The following is a 17,809-nucleotide window of genomic DNA, read 5'->3' as shown; positions in this document are numbered from 1 at the left end:
GCCAAGGATGGCCCATGACGGCGGCCCACGGTCCAAAGCCGGAGTGAGGGCACTCCGAGCCTAAGCGAGGAGCCGAGTGGTGGGGCAAGAGCGTTTTGCTTACTTTTGCGCTTTTCAAAAGTGAGCCGCTGTAAGAGCGGAACCAATATCAGCCATAACCGAAGAAACGGATATGCACACCCCCACCATTTACGACCCATCCAAACCAAAAGCGACCCCCTCCGTTGACGCCCCACCCCAAACCCCTATTAAGTACTATTAATCCGCATTAATAGGATCAATCAAACACCATGCTAAGCCGCCCGCTGCGCCGCAAACGCCAGAAGCTCTCCGACGTGATCGTCGAGTCGGTCAAACGCTCCATCGTCACCGACGCCCTGAAGCCCGGCGACCGCTTGCCCACCGAACGCGAACTGATGGAAAGCTTCCAGTGCTCCAAAGGCTCCGCCCGCGAAGCCCTCAAGGCGCTGGAAGTCGAAGGCCTGGTCAACACCCGCACCGGCCCCAGCGGCGGCGCCTATCTCAACCAGGCCGGCACCGAACCCGCCAGCCGCGCCCTGCGCAACTACCTGCACTTCCAGCACCTGGACGGCGAGCAGGTCTACCAGCTGCGCAAAGTCATCGAAGTCGAACTCGCCGTCTCGGTCCTGGGCCGCCTGAGCGAAGACGACTACCGCGCCCTCCAGGACAACGTCGATTTCTGCAGCGCCCCCGAAGACAGCGAAGCCGGCCAACGCGAACAACGCATCGCCGAACTGGAATTCCACAACCTGCTGGCCAAGGCCTGCCCCAACCCGCTGCTGAGCTTCATGGCGCAATTCCTCAACGACCTGCTGCGTGACCTGGTCGTGCTGAAAAAAGCCTACAAACCCAAGCGCAAGCAATTCGACGCCGCCAACCTCGACTACCACAAACAACTGCTGATCGCCTTCCGGGCCGAAGACGAAGCCACCGTACGCAGCCTGATGCACGAACACATGTGCGACGCCGAACACCACATGACCGCCCTTGAAGGTGAAGTCAGCCCGCACTTTCTGCTGGAGTTCGACCACAACCACTAAGCCGCACCCTCCACCAATAAAAGGCCTGCCCACAGGCCGTGCTCCACCGTATCGCCATTGCCACTCCTGCCAATAACTAATCCAGGGAGTCACCCCATGCAGCGTCGTACGTTGTTGAAAGCCAGTCTCACCGCAGCCGCCGCCCTCAGCCTCCCGCTGAGCGTGCGTTCTGCATTCGCCGCCGAGCCTTTTACCTTTTACGGCCTCAAGTCCATGTCTGGCGCCTTTGCCAGTTATGGCAAATTTGCCGACATGGGTTCACGCCTCGCGGTGGAACAGCATCCCGAGTTGCTCGGCCGCCCGCTGGTCTACAAAGTGATCGACACCGAAGGCAACGCCGGCAAGGCCGTGCGTAAAGTCCAGGAAGCGATCCAGCAGGACGGCGCACGCTTTTTCCAGGGCTGTACCCTGTCGTCTTCGGCACTCGCGGTGGCCAAGGAAGTGAGCAAGGCCGGTGGCGTGTTCATGACCCCGGTGGGCGCCGATGAAGTCACCGGCAAGGACTGCAACAGCGCCACGTTCCGCTGGTCGGTGCCGACCTACGGCGCAATCCGCGAGACCCTCGTGCCGCTGATCAAGCTGCTGCCCGACGCCAAGCGCTGGTACACCATCACCCCGCAATACGTGTTCGGCGAAGCCCTGCTCGAAGGCGCCAAATCGGTGCTGGCCGAGCATGGCCTGGAACACGCCGGCAACAGCTACCACTCGCTGCAGGAGCAGGAGTTCTCCGGCTACCTGACCAATGCCATCGCCGCCAAACCCGATGTGCTGGTACTGCTGAACTTCGGCAGCCAGTCGTCCAACACCCTGCGCCAGGCGGTGAACTTCGGTATCAAGGAGCGCATGAAAGTGCTGCTGGTGTGGTCCGCCGGCCTCGACCAGTTCCAGGAGCTGGGCAGTGACGTACTGGAAGGTGTGTACCTCGGCGCTCAGTACTGGCATCAGGTCGACACCCCGCTCAACCGTGACCTGGTGAAACTCACCAAGGCCAAATACGGCATCAACCCCACCTACCCGCTGGCCGCCGACTACATCAGCACCAAGGTCATGCTCGAAACCATCATCTCCACCGGCAGTTTCGACGGGCCGACCGTGGCCAAGGCCATGCAGGGCCTGAGCTACGAAGGCCCCACCGGCAAGGAGTCGATCCGCGCCGGCGACCATCAGGTGATCAAGGACTACTACCTGCTGGTGGGCAAGGCCGCAGGCGACATGGCCGACAAGGACGATCTGGCCAAGGTGCTCAGCTCCGGCCAGTCGTTCCCGCCGGTGGAAGCCACGGGCTGCGTGCTCGGCTGATCCGCTGAAAATCTACTGGTGACACAGCGCAGGGCCGCTCATGCGGCCGCCTGCCGAGGGTTCCTGCATGCTTAATCTTTACCTGTTCCAGATTCTCAACGGCCTGGGCCTTGGGATGATCTACTTCCTGATCGCGGTCGGCTTGACGATCATTTTCGGCCTGCTGAACTTCGTCAACTTCGCCCACGGTGCGTTTTTCCTGCTGGGTGCCTACATCTGCTACACCGCCGTCAGCCTCACCGGCAGCTTCTGGCTGGCACTGCTGATCGCGCCGCTGGTGGTGGCCGCGCTGGCCTGGGTGATCGAGCGATTATTGATCCAGCGGATTTATCACTTGCCGCACATGTTCCAGATTCTGGTGACCCTGGGGATCGCCCTGATCATCCAGGAAGCCAGCGTGATGATCTGGGGCCCGGTGGGCAAGAGCGTCGCCGTACCGGAATTGCTGCGCGGGGTGCTGGTGGTGGGCGATTTTGTCTACCCCTACTACCGCCTGTTCCTGATCGTGTTCTCCGGTCTCGTCGGCCTGGGCCTGTGGCTGTTGCTGGAACGCACGCGCTTCGGCGCCCTGGTGCGGGCGGGCAGTGAAAGCACGGAAACCGTGTCCCTGCTGGGCACCAACATTTTCCGCCTGTTCTCCATGACCTTCGCCCTCGGCGTGGCCCTCGCCGGTGTGGCCGGTGTGCTGTTCGCCCCGTTGCGCGGCGCCCAGCCCTTTGTCGGCCCGGAAATCCTCGGCGTGGCGTTCGTGGTGGTGGTGATCGGCGGCATGGGTTCCTTCAGCGGTGCACTGGTGGGCGGCCTGCTGGTCGGCGTGGTGCAAAGCCTGATGACCACACTCTGGCCCCAGGGCGCGAGCTTGATGATCTACGGTGCGATGGCCGTGGTGATCCTGGTGCGTCCTTACGGCCTGTTCGGGAGAGCCTGACATGAGCGAGAAAAATCCCCTGCCGTTCGCCAAGACCCAGTCGCGCTACATGCTGCTGTTGGTGCTCGTGGTGTTGATCGGCCTGCCGTTGATTCTGCCCTCGGCGACCCTGGCCACCGAGATCCTGATCTTTGCCATGGCCGCCCTCGCCTGCAACCTGCTGCTGGGTTACACCGGGCTGCTGTCGTTCGGCCAAGGCATCTTCTTCGGGGCCGGCGCCTACTGCGCGGCGCTGTTGATGATTCACCTGCAACTGGGGCTGTTCAGCGCACTGCTGGGTGCCGCCGTCGCCGGTGGTTTCCTGGCTTTCCTGGTGGGCGCCCTGGCGATCCGTCGCACCGGCATTTACTTCGTGATGCTGACCCTGGCCTTCAGCCAGATGGCCTACTTCGTCGCCTACACCCTGAGCGACTGGACCGGCGGCGACAACGGCCTGCTCAGCGTGCCGCGCCCGGAAATCCGCATCGGTGACACCGTGCTGCTGTCGCTGACCGACGCCCGCGCGTTCTACGGGTTTGTCGCGGTGCTGTTCCTGCTGATCTTCATCGGTGCCCGCCGGGTGATCGCCTCTCCATTCGGCAGCACGCTGATGGCGATTCGCGAAAACGAAACCCGCGCTTCGGCCATCGGCTATGACACCCGCCACTTCAAGATCCTAGTGTTCGTGTTGTCCGGCGCCGTCACCGGGATTGCCGGGGCGCTGTACGCGATGCTGCTGCACTTTGTGCCGCTGTCGAACATCGACCTGGCGATGTCCGAAAACATCCTGATCATGACCATCGTCGGCGGCACCGGCTCGCTGTTCGGCTCGTTGCTGGGCGCCGGTTCCATCGTGCTGCTGGGGGACTTCCTTTCCGATCTGTGGCCGCGCTGGCTGATGCTGCTGGGGGTGATCCTGATCCTGGTGGTGATCTTCATGCGCGGCGGTTTGTGGGGCGGTCTGTCGACCCTGTTCGACCGTGTGCGCGGCAGCCGCAAGGCCGACGTTGTGACCAAGGAGAAGCTGTCATGAGCATCCTGCTGGAAACCAAGAACCTGGAACTGGCCTACGGTGCGTTCCACGCGGTGAACGGTGTCAACCTCAAGGTCGAAGCCGGCACCATCCACACCATCATCGGCCCCAATGGCGCGGGCAAGACCAGTCTGTTCCACTGCCTGACCGGCGAACGCCAGGCCACCGCCGGGGCAATTCATTTCGACGGCAAGAACCTGATGCGCAAACCGGCCCACGGCCGCGTCGGCCTGGGCATGGCCCGCTCGTTCCAGCTCACCAGCCTGTTCCAGAACCTCAGCGTGCGCGAGAACCTGCGCCTGGCCGCCCAGGGCCGCGACGGAGCCCGCGCCCTGAACTTCTGGCGCCGGGTCGACAGCAAGCGCGAACACCTGGAAATGGCCGACCAGGTGCTGGAACGCCTGCAACTCACCGCCCGCGCCGACACCCTGGCCGGCGAGTTGTCCCACGGTCAGCAGCGGGTGCTGGAAGTCGGCATGTCGATCTGCTCCAGACCCAAGCTGCTGATGCTCGACGAACCCACCTCGGGCATGGGCATCGACGACATCCCGATCATGACCCAACTGATCAGCGACCTCGGCCGCGACCATACCGTGCTGCTGATCGAGCACAACATGAGCATCGTCATGTCCATCAGCCAACGCATCACCGTGATGAGCCACGGCCAGATCCTGGTGGAAGGCACACCGGAATTCGTGCGCGCCGACGAGCGCGTGCGCACCGCCTACCTGGGAGAAGCCGCCTGATGCTGACCGTCGACAATATCCATTCCTACTACGACAAGAGCCACGTCCTTGAAGGCGTGTCCCTGACCGTCAACCCTGGCGAACTGGTGACCCTGCTGGGGCGCAACGGCGCCGGCAAGACCACCACCCTGCGCAGCATCCTCGGGATTATCTGCCCGCGCCAGGGCCAGATTCACTTCAACGGCCAGCCGCTGGTGGGGCAGAAAATCTTCGAAATCGCCCGCCAGGGCCTGGCGCTGGTGCCGGAGAACCGCGGGATTTTCCGCCTGCTCACGGTGGAGGAAAACCTGCGCATTGCCGTGCGCAAGACCAGCCGCTGGCAGATGGAAGACGTGTACGGCATGTTCCCGCGCCTCAAGGAACGCCGCAAAAACGCCGGCCACGCGCTGTCCGGCGGTGAGCAACAGATGCTCGCCATCGCCCGCGCGCTGCTCAACGATCCCAAGCTGCTGATCCTCGATGAGCCCACCGAAGGCCTCGCGCCGGTGATCGTCGACGAGCTGGTGAAGATCCTGCGCAAGGTCAAGGAAGACGGCCTGCCGGTGCTGCTGGTGGAACAGAACCTGATGGTCTGCGACAAGCTCGCCGACCGCCATTACGTCCTCGAACAGGGCCGCGTGGTGTACGAAGGCAGTGCCGAAGCCTTCCGCGCCGACCCGACGATCAAGAACCGTTACCTGGCCCTGAGTGCCTGACCGGAGATTGCTGATGAATAGTTTTGCGCAACCGCTCCAGAGCAACGCCCCGCTGATCAACCGCGAGCGCCTGTGGCAATCGCTGATGGACCTCGCCCGCCTCGGCGCCACACCCAAGGGCGGCGTGTGCCGCCTGGCCCTCACCGACCTCGACCGCCAGGCCCGCGACCTGTTCGTGCAATGGTGCGAAGCCGCCGGATGCAGCGTCAGCGTCGACGCCATCGGCAATATCTTTGCCCGCCGTGCCGGGCGTAATCCGGCACTGGAGCCGGTGATGACCGGCAGCCATATCGACACCCAGCCTACCGGCGGCAAGTTCGACGGTTGCTACGGCGTGATGGCTGGCCTGGAGGTGATCCGCACCCTCAATGATTTGAACATCGAGACCGAAGCGCCAATTGAAGTGGTGGTGTGGACCAACGAAGAAGGCTCGCGATTCCCGCCGTGCATGATGGGTTCCGGGGTGTTCGCCGGTAAGTTCGACCTGCAGGAAACCCTCGACAAGCAGGACGAGCAAGGGCTGTCGGTGGGCGCTGAATTGCAGCGCATCGGCTATGCCGGTTCCCGCGCCGTGCTGGGCCACCCGGTGGGCGCCTATTTCGAGGCGCATATCGAGCAGGGTCCGGTGCTGGAAGACCAGGCCACCACCATCGGCGTGGTCATGGGCTGCCTGGGCCAGAAGTGGTTCGACCTGACCCTCACCGGCGTCGAAGCCCACGCGGGCCCGACGCCAATGCACCTGCGCAAGGACGCACTGGTAGGCGCGGCGCAAGTGGTCAGCGCGGTGAATCGCATCGCCCACGAACAACAACCCCACGCCTGCGGCACCGTCGGTTGCCTGAGCCTGCATCCCGGCTCACGCAACGTGATTCCCGGCCAGGTGCACATGACCATCGACCTGCGCCACCTGCACGCCGACAAGCTGCAAGCGATGGTCGACGAAGTGCGCCAGGTGATCGAAGCCACCGCCGAGCAACACGGCTTGAGCTTTGAGCTGACACCCACTGCCGACTTCCCGCCGCTGGATTTCAACCCTGCCTGTGTCAACGCCGTGCGTGATGGCGCGAGCAGCCTGGGCCTGAGCCATATGGACATCGTCAGCGGCGCCGGGCATGACGCGATCTTCGTCGCCGAACTGGGCCCGGCCGGAATGATCTTTGTGCCGTGCGAAGGCGGCATCAGCCATAACGAAATCGAGAACGCCGCGCCGGATGACCTGGCGGCGGGCTGCGCGGTGTTGCTGCGGGCCATGGTCAACGCGGCGCAAGGAGGTAAAGCGGCATGACGGATATCGCCAACCTGACCGCAGTTGAGCTGCTGGCCCGCTATCGGGATAAAAGCCTGTCGCCGGTGGAGGTCACCGAAGACGCATTGCTGCGGATCGAACGCTACAACCCGGCGGTCAACGCCTACTGCCACGTCGACCCGGAAGGCGCCTTGAAGGCGGCGCGGGATTCGGAACAGCGCTGGCTCAAAGGCCAGCCGTGCGGGGCCCTGGACGGGGTGCCCGCGTCCATCAAGGACCTGACGCAGACCATCGGCATGCCGACGCGCAAGGGTTCGCGTACCACATCCACCGAGGGTCGATGGGATGTGGATGCGCCCTTCTCGGCCTTCATGCGCAAGGCCGGCGCGGTATTGCTGGGCAAGACCACCACACCGGAATTCGGCTGGAAAGGCGTCACCGATAACCCGCTGTATGGCATTACCCGCAACCCGTGGGACACGCGCATGACGGCGGGCGGTTCGTCCGGTGGTGCCGGTGCGGCGGCGGCCTTGAACCTCGGCGTGCTGCACCAGGGCAGCGATGCCGGCGGCTCGATCCGGATCCCCTGTGCCTTCACCGGTACCTTCGGCATCAAGCCGACCTTCGGTTATGTGCCGCAATGGCCGGCCAGTTCGATGACGATTCTGTCGCACCTGGGGCCGATGACCCGCACCGTGGAAGACTCGGTGCTGATGCTGCAAACCATCGCCCAGCCGGATGCGCGGGATGGTTTGATCGGCGCGCCCCGGACCACGCCATGGTTGCACGCCGGGGCTGATTTGAAGGGGCTGCGTATCGCCTATAGCCCGAACTTCGGTTATGTCGATGTGGACCCGCAAGTGGCCAGGGTGGTCGCCCAGGCGATAGAAGGCCTGGTGCAGCTGGGCGCGCAGGTTGAACAGATTGATCCGGGGTTCAGTGATCCCCTGGAGGTGTTCAATACTTTATGGTTTGCCGGTGCAGCACGCCTGGCCGGGCCGTTGAGCGATGCCCAGCGGCAATTGATGGACCCGGGGTTGCTGCGCATTGCCCGACTGGGCGAACAGATCAGCCTCAGCGATTACAGCGCTGCGCTGGAAGCACGGGCAGCGCTCGTGGCGCGCATGGCGGCATTCCATGAGCATTACGATGTGCTGGTTTCGCCGATGATGCCGATCACCGCGTTCGAGGCCGGGCACAATGTGCCGCCGGGTTCGGGACTAGGGGAATGGATGGAGTGGACGCCGTTTACCTATCCCTTCAACCTGACCCAGCAACCGGCGGCGTCGGTGCCGTGCGGGTTGGCGGCCAATGGGTTGCCGGTGGGGCTGCATGTGGTGGGGGCGCGGTTTGCGGATGAGCAGGTGCTGAAGGTTTGCCAGGTTTATGCCAGGGCTTTCCCGACCCAGCACCTGCAAACACCCAAAACCCCAACCTGAAATACAATCAAACTGTGGGAGCGGGCTTGCTCGCGAAGGCGGTGTGTCAGTCACCGGATATCTTGACTGACACACCGCCTTCGCGAGCAAGCCCGCTCCCACATTTTTTGCCCGCATTCCAGTCATCAGCCCCTACAATGACCCCTATTCTCCAAGGGGCCCTTATGGACATCGAACTGGCACGCACCTTCCTCGAAATCACCCGCTGCGGCAGCCTCGCCGCGGCGGCCGAGAAACTGCACGTCACCCAGACGGCAATCACCGCCCGGGTCAAAAACCTCGAAAGCCAGCTCAACAGCACCCTGTTCGTGCGCAACCGCGCCGGTGCCCGCCTGACCCCGGACGGCGAGGCGTTCGTGGTCTACGCCAACCAGCTTGTCCAGACCTGGGAAGCGGCACGCCGCGACCTGCCATTACCCGACGGCTACCGCAACGTGCTGCACATCGGTGGCGAAGTCAGCCTGTGCAACCCGCTGATGCTCGGCTGGGCCCAGGCCTTGCGTGAACACATCCCCGGTCATGCCTTGCGCACCGAGATTCGCGAAGGCGAGTACCTGTTGCGCCAACTGGAGCTGGGGGTGCTGGACGCCGCCTTGGTGTTCCAGCCGCAATACTGGCCGGGGTTGCAGGTGGAGCAGGTGCTGGAAGAAAAACTGATCCTGGTGCAACTGGCCGCCCGGCCCGAGCCCTACGTGTATATCGACTGGGGCCAGGGCTTTCGCCAGCAGCACGACGCCGCACTGCCGGACAAGGCCCGCGCAGCCCTGAGTTTCAATCTGGGGCCACTGGCGTTGCAGTACATCCTGGAAAACGGCGGTGCCGGGTATTTCCGCACGCGGGTGGTACAGAGCTACCTCGACAGCGGTGTGATGGAACGGGTGCCCAAGGCGCCGGAGTTCAGCTTCCCGACGTACCTGGTGTATTCCCGCGAGCGCGACTCGGCGGTTTTGCAGCAGGCACTGGCCTTGCTGCGGGCGGTGGTGGAGGCGGAAAAGGATTGGTCGCAGCGCTGGGATCCGGTGATTTGAAGCCGTGCCCATGGTAGCCTCAGGTTGTTTTCTCCTGGTTCCCCCCTGCCGATGAACAAGAAAAAGTCCGTCACCATCAGCGACATCGCCAAACGGGTCAACATGACCACCATCACGGTGTCCCGGGCGCTGAGCAAACCCGACCTGGTCAAGCCCGCCACCCTGGCGCGGATTCTCGAAGTGGCGCGGGAGCTGGACTATGTGCCCAACGCCTTTGCCCGCGGGCTCAAGCGCAGTGAAAGCCTGATCATCGGCGTGATCACCGCCTCGGTCGACAACCCCTTCTACAGCGAGATGATCAAGGCGATTTCCCGCGAGGCGAAAAAGCACGGCTACACCATCATGCTGGTGGACACCGACGAACTGGAAGAGCTGGAAAGCAAGGCAGTCGACACGCTGCTGGGCTACCGCGTGGCGGGGATCATCCTGTCGCCGGTCTCCGACGAGCCCAGCTACCAGCCGGACTATCTGGAGCGCCTGGGTAACGGCAAGACGCCGGTGGTGCTGCTCGATCGCACGATCCACGACAGCCCGTTCAGCCGCGTGGTGCTGGACAACTATCACAGCGGCATCGAGGCGGCGCAGTACCTGGTGCGGCAAACCCCGAACCTCAAGCGCCTGCTGGTGCTGACCGGGCCCGAGCATTCGCGCATCACCATGGAACGCCTCAAGGGCCTGAAAGAAGTCCTGGCCGAGCACCCTCAGGTGCACGTTGAAGTGTGTGCCGGTGACTACACGCTGATGCCCTCCTACCTGCACACCCTCGACTACCTGGCCGAACACTCGGCGCCGGACGCGATCATGGGCTTCAACCAGTTGATCACCCTTGGTGCCTTGCGCGCGTTGCGCATGCACAACATCCCACACGACAGCCTGACCATCTGCGGCATCGACCGCCTGCCCTTTGCCGATATCTTCGGCGTGCCGATCGCCTGCGTGGCCCACGACGCCTCACTGGCCGGCAGCAGCGCGGTGCGGCTGCTGCTGGACCGTCTCGAAGACCCGCACAAACCGCGGGACAAGGTGGTGATCGCCGGCAAGCTGGAGAACGGCTAGCGGCTGGTGTAGCCGCCGTCGATCGGCAGGCTGACGCCGCTGATCATGCTGGCGGCATCGCTCAGCAGGAACAACACCGGCAGTGCCACTTCCGCCGTTTCGGCAAATCGCCCCAGGGGAATCGCCGCCAATGCCGGGTCGCGCTTGGCGGGCGCCGACCAGGCCATCTGTGCCATGGGCGTGAGGGTGACGGTGGGGTTGACGCTGTTGACGCGAATCCCGAAGCGGCCCCATTCCGCGCATTGCACACGGGTGATGGCGTCCAGTGCGGCCTTGGAGGCGCAGTAGCCGAGGTGATCGTCCAGGGCTACCAGTGAGGCCTGGCTTGAGACGTTGACGATGCTGCCGGGAATCTTCGCTTCAATCATTGCAGCGGCGATACGGCTGGCAACCTGGGCCGCAGCGCGGGCGTTGACGTTCATCACCTGGTCGAAGGCTTCGGCGCTGATGGCCGCGGCGGGTTCCAGGCGGGAAATGCCGGCGCAGTTGACCAGTCCATGCATCGGCGGCAGGCCTTGCAGGGCCAGGTCCAGGGCGGCGCTGTTGGCGATGTCCAGGCACAGGGTTTCGCAACCGAGCTGGGCCAGGGCCTGAGCGTCGCGGCCCAGGGCGAAAACCTCGGCGCCGCTGGCGATCAGTTGGAGGGCAATTTCCCGGCCGATGCCGCTGCTGGCGCCGGTGACGAGGATGCGCTGCTTGGTGAAGTCAAAAATAGCGTTCATGGTTCACGATCTCTAAAACGATGGAGATCCCATGTGGGAGCGGGCTTGCTCGCGAATGCGGTGGGTCAGGCAATAAATCCGGCACTGATACACCGTATTCGCGAGCAAGCCCGCTCCCACATTTGGATCAGTGTTCGCTTAATTCAATTGCAAGCTGTGCATCACCGGTTTCAAGGCCGGATACAGCTCCAGATAGCTGGCAAACGCCCGGTCATACACCCCGACATTCCCCGCCGCCGGCTCCGCCCGCAGCTCCAACTGCACCCAACCTTTCTCCATCTGCCGGTCATCCACCACCCCCACCGCATGGGCCGCCAACAACGCCGCGCCCAAGGCCGCCTCCACCTCTTGCACAATGGTGTAGACCGGGAAGTGGGTGATGTCCGCAATAATCTGCATCCACAAATCCGAATGGCTCGCCCCACCCACCACAATCAGCCGTGGATCAAGGGAATGCGCCCCACGGGTGCCCGCTTCGATATTGTGCCGCAGGGCAAAACTCACCCCTTCGAGCACCGCGCGGTACAGGTGGATCCGGCTGTGATACAGGTTCAGCCCGACAAAGCTGCCGCTGGCCCGGTCATCCCACACCGGGCTGCGTTCGCCCATGAGATACGGCAGGAACAACAGCCCTTCGCTGCCTGCCGGGATCTTTGCGGCGCTCTGCTCCAGCAGCCACAAACTGTCCTGGCCAGTCTCTTTCGCCTGCTGCTCCTCAGCCTGGCAGAACTGTTCGCGAAACCAGCTCACCGACGCCCCGGCGGTGATCGCACCACCGAAGATGTACAGGTCCTGATGGCCGTTATAGACGTGGGGCATGCTCACCAGGCCATGGCGCGCATCCACCTGCTGATTGAGATAACCCCAGCACATGCTGGTGCCAATCATCGCCACGTGATTGCCCGGCCGCGTCACCCCGGCCGCCAATGTGGCCATGGCCGCATCCACGCCCCCGGCCAGGATCGGCGTGCCGGCCTGCAAGCCCAGCCGCCGGGCCCATTCCTCCAGCAAACCACCGACCACTTCACCGGAATACAGCAAACGCTCCGGCATCATCGCCAACGGAATCCCAAGCGCCGCCAGCATCTCGGCCGACCAGCCGCGCCGGGCCACATCGTAGACGCCACCGATATTGCCGGCGCTGCTGTGGTCCACCGCCAACTCCCCGGTCAGGCACCAGTTGATGTAGCTGTTGGGCGGCAGCAGGTAGCGGGTGTTGGCCCACACCTGCGGCTGGTGCTGCTTGAGCCAGAGCATCTTGGTGAAACCGTAGTAGCTGTCCACCGAGTTGCCGGTGACCGCAAACAGCCGCTCCAGGTCCACATGCTCGCGCACCCACTCCACTTGCTCGCCCGCGCGCCGGTCCATCCAGATCAGGCACGGGTGCAGCGGCGTGATCTGCTCGTCCACAGCAATTCCGGAGCCGCCATACAGGCTGCTGATGCACAGCGCCTTGACCTGCTCTTTCGCCACGCCGGCCTTCGCCATGCACTGGGCGACGCAGGCCTCCACCGCATCCAGCCAGACCTGCGGCCACTGCTCGGCCCAGCGCACTTTCGGGGTATCCACGCGATACCCCTGGCTGTGCTGGGCAATGATCAGGCCGTCCGCATCCACCAGCAGCGCCTTGGTGCTTTGCGTACCGATGTCCACACCCATTACGTAGTTCATGTCAGAGCACCGGCTTCAGCAGCACCTTGATCGACTTGGTCGAGTTGGCCAGCTCAAACGCTTCGGCCCAGCTGTCCAGCCCGAAGTCATGGGTCACGATGCCCTTGGACGTCACCAGGCCACGCTCGAACAAGTCGATGGCCACCGGGTAGCAATACGGCCCCAGGTGCGCACCGCGTACGTCCAGCTCCTTGCGGTCGCCGATGATCGACCAGTCGGCGCTGGTCTCGGCGCCAAACACGCTGAACTCGACAAACCGGCCGAGCTTGCGAATCAGATCCAGGCCCTGGGTAACGCCCGCCGGTACGCCGGTGGTTTCGATGTACACGTCGCAGCCGTAGTTGTCGGTCAGGCTATTGATGATCTCCCGGGCGTTATCCCGGGACGGGTTGATCACCACGTCGGCACCGTACTGCTTCGCCAGTTCCAGGCGCTCGTCGACCATGTCGATCACCACCAGTTTCTTCGGCGTTTTTAGCGCTGCCACCTGCACCATGCACAGGCCCAGGGTGCCGGCACCAGCAATAACCAGCACGTCATCCAGCTGGATCTCACCGCGGTTGACGGTGTGAATCGCGCAGGACATCGGCTCGATCAGCGCCGAATCTTCCAGGGACACCGACTCCGGAATCTTGTGCACGATGGCAGTCTTGGGAATACGCATGTACTGGGCCATGCCACCCTCGGCGACTTCACGCTGGAAGCCGAAGATGTTGTGCACCTCGCACATCCAGTACTTGCCGGACTTGCAGAAGCGGCACTTGCCACATGGCACGATCTGCTCGGCGATCACCTTGTCGCCGACCTTCACCTCAAAGTGCTCCTCGGCGCCCTCGCCCGCTTCCACCACGTAGCCAAAGAACTCATGCCCCGGCACCACCGGCGCCTTGACCCACGGGTTGTCGCCGCCCCAGAACATCGCGGCGCCCGAGTGGCATTTGCAGTCACTGGCGCAGATGCCGCAGGCGGCGATGCGAATCACCAGTTCATTGACCCGCGCCTGGGGTTTGCTGATGCGTTCCAGGCGGTAGTCTTTCGGGCCGTGGCAGACGACGGCTTGCATTTGGTTGTGCTTTTCCATGATGTGCGGACCTTTCTTGAGCATGAGAGAACCCATCGCGGCCACCATGGCCGCGTGGAGATAACCGGTTTACTTGTGGCGCTGACGGCTGATGAAGATCGCCAGCAAAATGATCCCGCCCTTGATCACGCTCTGGACATAGGGCGAGACCCCGAGCATGTTCAAGCCGTTGTTCAACACCCCCAGCAGCATGGCGCCGAGCAAGGTGCCGACGATTACCCCGCGCCCACCGGCAATCGAGGCGCCGCCCAGGACCACCGCGGCAATCGCATCGAGTTCGAACGACACCCCGGCATTCGGCTGGCCGCTCATCAAGCGTGAGGTCAGCACCAGCCCGGCAATCGCGGCGGTCAAACCGCTGATGCCATACACAAGCAATTTGAAGCGCGCCGCCCGCACGCCGGACAGGCGTACCGCTTCCTCGTTGCCGCCGATCGCGTAGATATAGCGGCCGATGCGGGTGTGTTGCAGCAGCACATAGGCCGCCAGGTACGTCACCAACATGATCAGGATCGGCACCGAAATGCCGAACAGGCTTTCGCGGCCAAAGAAGCCGAACCACTCCGGCAAACCGGAAATCGGATAGCCGTCGGTGTACATCAGGCCGAACCCGCGGGCGATGCCCATGGTCGCCAGGGTGACGATGATCGGCGGCATGTGCAGGTAGGCGACGAACAGGCCATTGCCGATGCCGAACGCCACGCCGACCAGCATCCCGGCGCCAATCGCCAGGCCCGGCGGCAAGCCTGCGACCATCAAGCCGGCGGTCAAGGTGCCGGACAACGCCATCACCGGCCCCACCGACAAATCGATGCCGCCGGTGAGAATCACGCAGGTCATGCCCACCGCGATAATCGCGTTGATCGACACCTGGCGCGCGATGTTCGACAAGTTGTTGGCCGTCAGGAAGTTATCGCTGGCGAAGATCATCACCAACGTCACCACCAGCAGCCCGACAAAGGGATAAAACGCCGGTGAGCGGATCAACCGCGCCAGGTTCAGGCGCAGCCGGCCAGGCCCCACGGCATTAATGGACGTATTCACTTGAGCCCCCTGTTGCATGGCGCATGACCTCTTGAGGATTGACGGCAGACGCTTCCAGTACCTTGACGATGGCGCCCTTGTGGAACACCGCGACGCGGTCGCACATGCCGATGACTTCCGGCAGTTCCGAGGAAATCATGATGATTGCGTAGCCCTGTTCGGTGAGGCTGCGCATCAGTGCGTAGATCTGCGCCTTGGCACCGACGTCGATGCCACGGGTGGGTTCGTCGAACACCAGCACGTCGCAGTGATGGTTGATCCAGCGGGCAATCACGACTTTCTGCTGGTTGCCGCCGCTGAGGTTGAACACCCGGCTCTCGCCGCTGGGGGCCTTGATCGACAGCTGGCGCATCAGCGCTTCAACGCTGGCGCATTCCTTGTCCTTGTCGATCAGGCCGCTGGCGTTCTGGTATTTGGGCAGGTTGTTGAGCGAGATGTTTTCGCGAATGCTGAAATCGGTGATCAGCCCTTCGGTCTTGCGGCTTTCCGGCAGCAGGCCGATGCCATGGGCCAAGGCCTGGGCCGGGTCGTCGAGGGTGATTTGTTCACCCCGCAGCCACACGTCTTTGCTCACCGACGGCAGCGCGCCCATCATGCCCAGCGCCAATTCGGTACGCCCGGAACCCACCAGGCCGGCAAAGCCGAGAATCTCGCCCTTGTGCAATTCAAAGTGGTTATGGGGGCCGTTGCGCACCAACTGGATGTCCTTGACCTCCAGCAGCAGCGGCCCGCGTGCGGCGGTGGGCTTGGGCGGAAAACTGCACTCCAGGCGCCGCCCGACCATCATTTCCACCAAGCGGTCGATATCGCTGTCGGCCACATCGGTGACGCCCACATTGCCGCCGTCGCGCAGCACGCTGATGCGGTCGCAGACCTGGAAAATCTCCTCCAGGTGGTGGGAGATAAAAATCACCGCCACCCCCTGGCGCTTGAGTTCACGCATGATTTCGAACAGCAGCTCGGCTTCGCTCGGCGTGAGGGTGGCGGTGGGTTCGTCGAGCACCAGCAGCCGAGCGTCCAGGGCCAGGGCCTTGGCGATCTCGACGAATTGCTGCTCGGCCACGCTCAGGTGCCTGACCGCGCATTGCAGGTCAATACTGACACCGAGGCGCTTGAACAACGCCTCGCTGGCCTCGACCATTTCGCGCTTGCGCAACAGGCCAAAACGGTTGCTCAGCTCATGGCCGAGGAAGATATTTTCCACCGCCGTGAGGTAGGGAATCAGGCTGAATTCCTGGAACACAATGCCGATGCCGGCGGCAATCGCATCACGATACGTCGCGAACTGCCGAGCCTCACCGTCGATCAGGATCTGCCCTTCGTCCTGGTGCTCGACCCCGCCAAGGATCTTCATCAAGGTCGATTTGCCTGCACCGTTTTCCCCGAGCAAGGCATGAATCTCGCCGCGCTGCACTTCCAGGTTGATCGCCTTGAGGGCTTGCACCCCCGGGTAGCGCTTACAGATATTTTCCAGTTTCAGAAGACTGCTCATACCGCCGACCTCATATTCAGATGGATGACCTGTGCCCCACGCCTGGCGTGGGGCCTGGGTGTTTTACCAACTGAAATCCTTGGCCTTGGCCTGGTCAATCAGGGTGATGTCCACCGGGATTGTGGCCGGCACTTGCGAGCCCCACTTCTTGGCCAGGGCGATGCCCAGGGCCAGGCGGATCTGGTCACGGGGGTATTGCGCGGAGGTGGCGATGAATTTGCTGCCGGGTTTCTGGATGGCCTTGATCGCTTCCGGCGCGCCGTCGACGCTCACCAGCTTGACATCCAGGCCACTGGCTTCGATGGCCGAGAGTGCGCCGAGGGAGCCGTTGTCATTGACGCTGAAAATGCCCTTGAGGGTGGGCTGGGCCTGCAGCATGTTTTCGGTGACGGTCAGCGCCTGGTCACGTTCCTGCTTGCCGTTCTGGATGCTCACGATCTTGATGTCCGGGTGCTTGGCCACGGCCTCCTTGCAACCGCGCACGCGCTCCAGGATCGGTACCACGGCGATGCCGTCGAGGATGGCGATATTGCCCTTGTCCCCGATGTTTTTGGCCAGGTATTCGCAGGCCTGGAAGCCGGCGTCGAAGTTCTTCGAGCCGACGAAGGAGTCCAGTGGGCCTTCGGCCTGGGCGTCGACGGCGACCACGACTACGCCGGCGGCGTGGGCGGATTTGACGGCTGATTGCACGCCGACGGAGTCAGTGGGGTTGATCAGCAGGATGTCGATGCCTTTTTGCAGCATGTCTTCAACGTCGCTGACCTGTTTGGACACGTCGTGGCGGGCGTCGGTGATGATCAACTGCGCACCGATGGTCGCCCCGGCTTCCTGCAGGGCGTCTTTCATGGTGACGAAGTAAGGGTTGTTGATTTCCTGGAAGGACGCGCCGATGCGGATGGGGGCGGGTTTAGTGTCGGCCAGTGCCAGGCCAGCGGTGCCAAGATTGATGCTCAGAGCCAACAAACACAGGGTTTTCGGAAGCATTTTCATGGTGGGGATCTCTGTTTTGTTTTTATTTTTAGAGCAAATGTTATCGTTAACATTTTGTAAGAAGCTAGCAAAGAAACTGGGGGGTCGCAAGGGGTGTTTGATCGGTGGTGGCGGGTGTGGTGGACATATCTGTTGCTGCGGTAACGGCCGCTTATGGTTCCGCTCTTACAGCGGCTCACTTTTGAAAAGCGCAAAAGTAAGCAAAACGCTCTTGCCCCACCACTCGGCTCCTCGCTTAGGCTCGGAGTGCCCTCACTCCGGCTTTGGACCGTGGGCCGCCGTCATGGGCCATCCTTGGC

The 17,809-nt window shown here is 63.0% G+C and carries 16 protein-coding genes; 10 read left to right on the top strand and 6 right to left on the bottom strand.

Annotated features, from left to right (window positions below; all coding sequences use genetic code 11):
• Positions 1-290 precede the first annotated feature (290 nt).
• The 10 genes from HX817_RS27150 (at position 291) to HX817_RS27105 (ending at position 10,510) form a co-directional block, all read left to right on the top strand.
• Positions 291-1,061: a FadR/GntR family transcriptional regulator gene (locus HX817_RS27150; protein ID WP_003215747.1), complete on the top strand. Its 771-nt coding sequence runs from the start codon at positions 291-293 to the stop codon at positions 1,059-1,061.
• 96 nt (positions 1,062-1,157) lie between these two features.
• A complete protein-coding gene (locus HX817_RS27145; RefSeq protein WP_003215749.1) occupies positions 1,158-2,360 on the top strand; it encodes an ABC transporter substrate-binding protein in 1,203 nt (400 codons plus the stop codon).
• Positions 2,361-2,427: 67 nt separating this feature from the next.
• A complete protein-coding gene (locus HX817_RS27140) occupies positions 2,428-3,288 on the top strand; it encodes a branched-chain amino acid ABC transporter permease (RefSeq protein ID WP_003215751.1) in 861 nt (286 codons plus the stop codon).
• 1 nt (position 3,289) lies between these two features.
• On the top strand, positions 3,290-4,300 hold the full coding sequence (locus HX817_RS27135; protein ID WP_087694650.1) for a branched-chain amino acid ABC transporter permease: 1,011 nt from the start codon (positions 3,290-3,292) through the stop codon (positions 4,298-4,300).
• Positions 4,297-5,046: an ABC transporter ATP-binding protein gene (locus HX817_RS27130; protein ID WP_003215756.1), complete on the top strand. Its 750-nt coding sequence runs from the start codon at positions 4,297-4,299 to the stop codon at positions 5,044-5,046. The genes HX817_RS27135 and HX817_RS27130 overlap by 4 nt, the downstream gene beginning before the upstream one ends.
• Positions 5,046-5,741 carry an ABC transporter ATP-binding protein gene (locus tag HX817_RS27125; RefSeq protein WP_008430585.1) on the top strand — a complete coding sequence of 232 codons (696 nt, stop codon included), beginning with the start codon at positions 5,046-5,048 and terminating at the stop codon, positions 5,739-5,741. The genes HX817_RS27130 and HX817_RS27125 overlap by 1 nt, the downstream gene beginning before the upstream one ends.
• A gap of 13 nt (positions 5,742-5,754) precedes the next feature.
• Positions 5,755-7,026, top strand: coding sequence for a Zn-dependent hydrolase (locus tag HX817_RS27120; RefSeq protein ID WP_087694652.1), 1,272 nt, complete (start codon positions 5,755-5,757; stop codon positions 7,024-7,026).
• Positions 7,023-8,426 (top strand): amidase, encoded by a 1,404-nt coding sequence (locus HX817_RS27115; RefSeq protein WP_177041816.1) that lies wholly within the window; start codon positions 7,023-7,025, stop codon positions 8,424-8,426. Before HX817_RS27120 ends, HX817_RS27115 begins: the two co-directional genes overlap by 4 nt.
• Before the next feature lie 164 nt (positions 8,427-8,590).
• Complete coding sequence (locus tag HX817_RS27110) at positions 8,591-9,454, top strand: LysR family transcriptional regulator (protein WP_003215763.1); 864 nt, start codon at positions 8,591-8,593, stop codon at positions 9,452-9,454.
• Between the two features lie 51 nt (positions 9,455-9,505).
• Positions 9,506-10,510, top strand: coding sequence for a LacI family DNA-binding transcriptional regulator (locus tag HX817_RS27105; protein ID WP_003215765.1), 1,005 nt, complete (start codon positions 9,506-9,508; stop codon positions 10,508-10,510).
• Here the strand turns inward: HX817_RS27105 and HX817_RS27100 are convergent.
• The 6 genes from HX817_RS27100 to HX817_RS27075 form a co-directional block, all read right to left on the bottom strand.
• Positions 10,507-11,232, bottom strand: coding sequence for an SDR family oxidoreductase (locus tag HX817_RS27100; protein ID WP_177041814.1), 726 nt, complete (start codon positions 11,230-11,232; stop codon positions 10,507-10,509). The two genes, HX817_RS27105 and HX817_RS27100, sit on opposite strands and share 4 nt — an antisense overlap.
• A gap of 138 nt (positions 11,233-11,370) precedes the next feature.
• Positions 11,371-12,903 carry an FGGY-family carbohydrate kinase gene (locus tag HX817_RS27095; protein WP_177041812.1) on the bottom strand — a complete coding sequence of 511 codons (1,533 nt, stop codon included), beginning with the start codon at positions 12,901-12,903 and terminating at the stop codon, positions 11,371-11,373.
• Between the two features lies 1 nt (position 12,904).
• Positions 12,905-13,984, bottom strand: coding sequence for an alcohol dehydrogenase catalytic domain-containing protein (locus HX817_RS27090; RefSeq protein ID WP_032898587.1), 1,080 nt, complete (start codon positions 13,982-13,984; stop codon positions 12,905-12,907).
• Between the two features lie 69 nt (positions 13,985-14,053).
• Positions 14,054-15,046 (bottom strand): ABC transporter permease, encoded by a 993-nt coding sequence (locus tag HX817_RS27085; protein ID WP_003215773.1) that lies wholly within the window; start codon positions 15,044-15,046, stop codon positions 14,054-14,056.
• On the bottom strand, positions 15,012-16,520 hold the full coding sequence (locus HX817_RS27080; RefSeq protein ID WP_008430598.1) for a sugar ABC transporter ATP-binding protein: 1,509 nt from the start codon (positions 16,518-16,520) through the stop codon (positions 15,012-15,014). The genes HX817_RS27085 and HX817_RS27080 overlap by 35 nt, the downstream gene beginning before the upstream one ends.
• A 63-nt stretch (positions 16,521-16,583) precedes the next feature.
• Positions 16,584-17,510 carry a substrate-binding domain-containing protein gene (locus HX817_RS27075; protein ID WP_003215780.1) on the bottom strand — a complete coding sequence of 309 codons (927 nt, stop codon included), beginning with the start codon at positions 17,508-17,510 and terminating at the stop codon, positions 16,584-16,586.
• Positions 17,511-17,809 lie beyond the last annotated feature (299 nt).

The organism is Pseudomonas sp. C6002 (assembly GCF_013385805.1).
Lineage (GTDB): Bacteria > Pseudomonadota > Gammaproteobacteria > Pseudomonadales > Pseudomonadaceae > Aquipseudomonas.
This window is presented reverse-complemented; position numbering and strand designations above follow the sequence as displayed.

Bases quoted from the DNA above. Each gene is read 5' to 3' on its own strand.
- HX817_RS27150 (WP_003215747.1), top strand. From the start codon at position 291: ATGCTAAGCCGCCCGCTGCGCCGCAAACGCCAGAAGCTCTCCGACGTG.
- HX817_RS27145 (WP_003215749.1), top strand. From the start codon at position 1,158: ATGCAGCGTCGTACGTTGTTGAAAGCCAGTCTCACCGCAGCCGCCGCC.
- HX817_RS27140 (WP_003215751.1), top strand. From the start codon at position 2,428: ATGCTTAATCTTTACCTGTTCCAGATTCTCAACGGCCTGGGCCTTGGG.
- HX817_RS27135 (WP_087694650.1), top strand. From the start codon at position 3,290: ATGAGCGAGAAAAATCCCCTGCCGTTCGCCAAGACCCAGTCGCGCTAC.
- HX817_RS27130 (WP_003215756.1), top strand. From the start codon at position 4,297: ATGAGCATCCTGCTGGAAACCAAGAACCTGGAACTGGCCTACGGTGCG.
- HX817_RS27125 (WP_008430585.1), top strand. From the start codon at position 5,046: ATGCTGACCGTCGACAATATCCATTCCTACTACGACAAGAGCCACGTC.
- HX817_RS27120 (WP_087694652.1), top strand. From the start codon at position 5,755: ATGAATAGTTTTGCGCAACCGCTCCAGAGCAACGCCCCGCTGATCAAC.
- HX817_RS27115 (WP_177041816.1), top strand. From the start codon at position 7,023: ATGACGGATATCGCCAACCTGACCGCAGTTGAGCTGCTGGCCCGCTAT.
- HX817_RS27110 (WP_003215763.1), top strand. From the start codon at position 8,591: ATGGACATCGAACTGGCACGCACCTTCCTCGAAATCACCCGCTGCGGC.
- HX817_RS27105 (WP_003215765.1), top strand. From the start codon at position 9,506: ATGAACAAGAAAAAGTCCGTCACCATCAGCGACATCGCCAAACGGGTC.
- HX817_RS27100 (WP_177041814.1), bottom strand. From the start codon at position 11,232: ATGAACGCTATTTTTGACTTCACCAAGCAGCGCATCCTCGTCACCGGC.
- HX817_RS27095 (WP_177041812.1), bottom strand. From the start codon at position 12,903: ATGAACTACGTAATGGGTGTGGACATCGGTACGCAAAGCACCAAGGCG.
- HX817_RS27090 (WP_032898587.1), bottom strand. From the start codon at position 13,984: ATGGAAAAGCACAACCAAATGCAAGCCGTCGTCTGCCACGGCCCGAAA.
- HX817_RS27085 (WP_003215773.1), bottom strand. From the start codon at position 15,046: ATGCAACAGGGGGCTCAAGTGAATACGTCCATTAATGCCGTGGGGCCT.
- HX817_RS27080 (WP_008430598.1), bottom strand. From the start codon at position 16,520: ATGAGCAGTCTTCTGAAACTGGAAAATATCTGTAAGCGCTACCCGGGG.
- HX817_RS27075 (WP_003215780.1), bottom strand. From the start codon at position 17,510: ATGAAAATGCTTCCGAAAACCCTGTGTTTGTTGGCTCTGAGCATCAAT.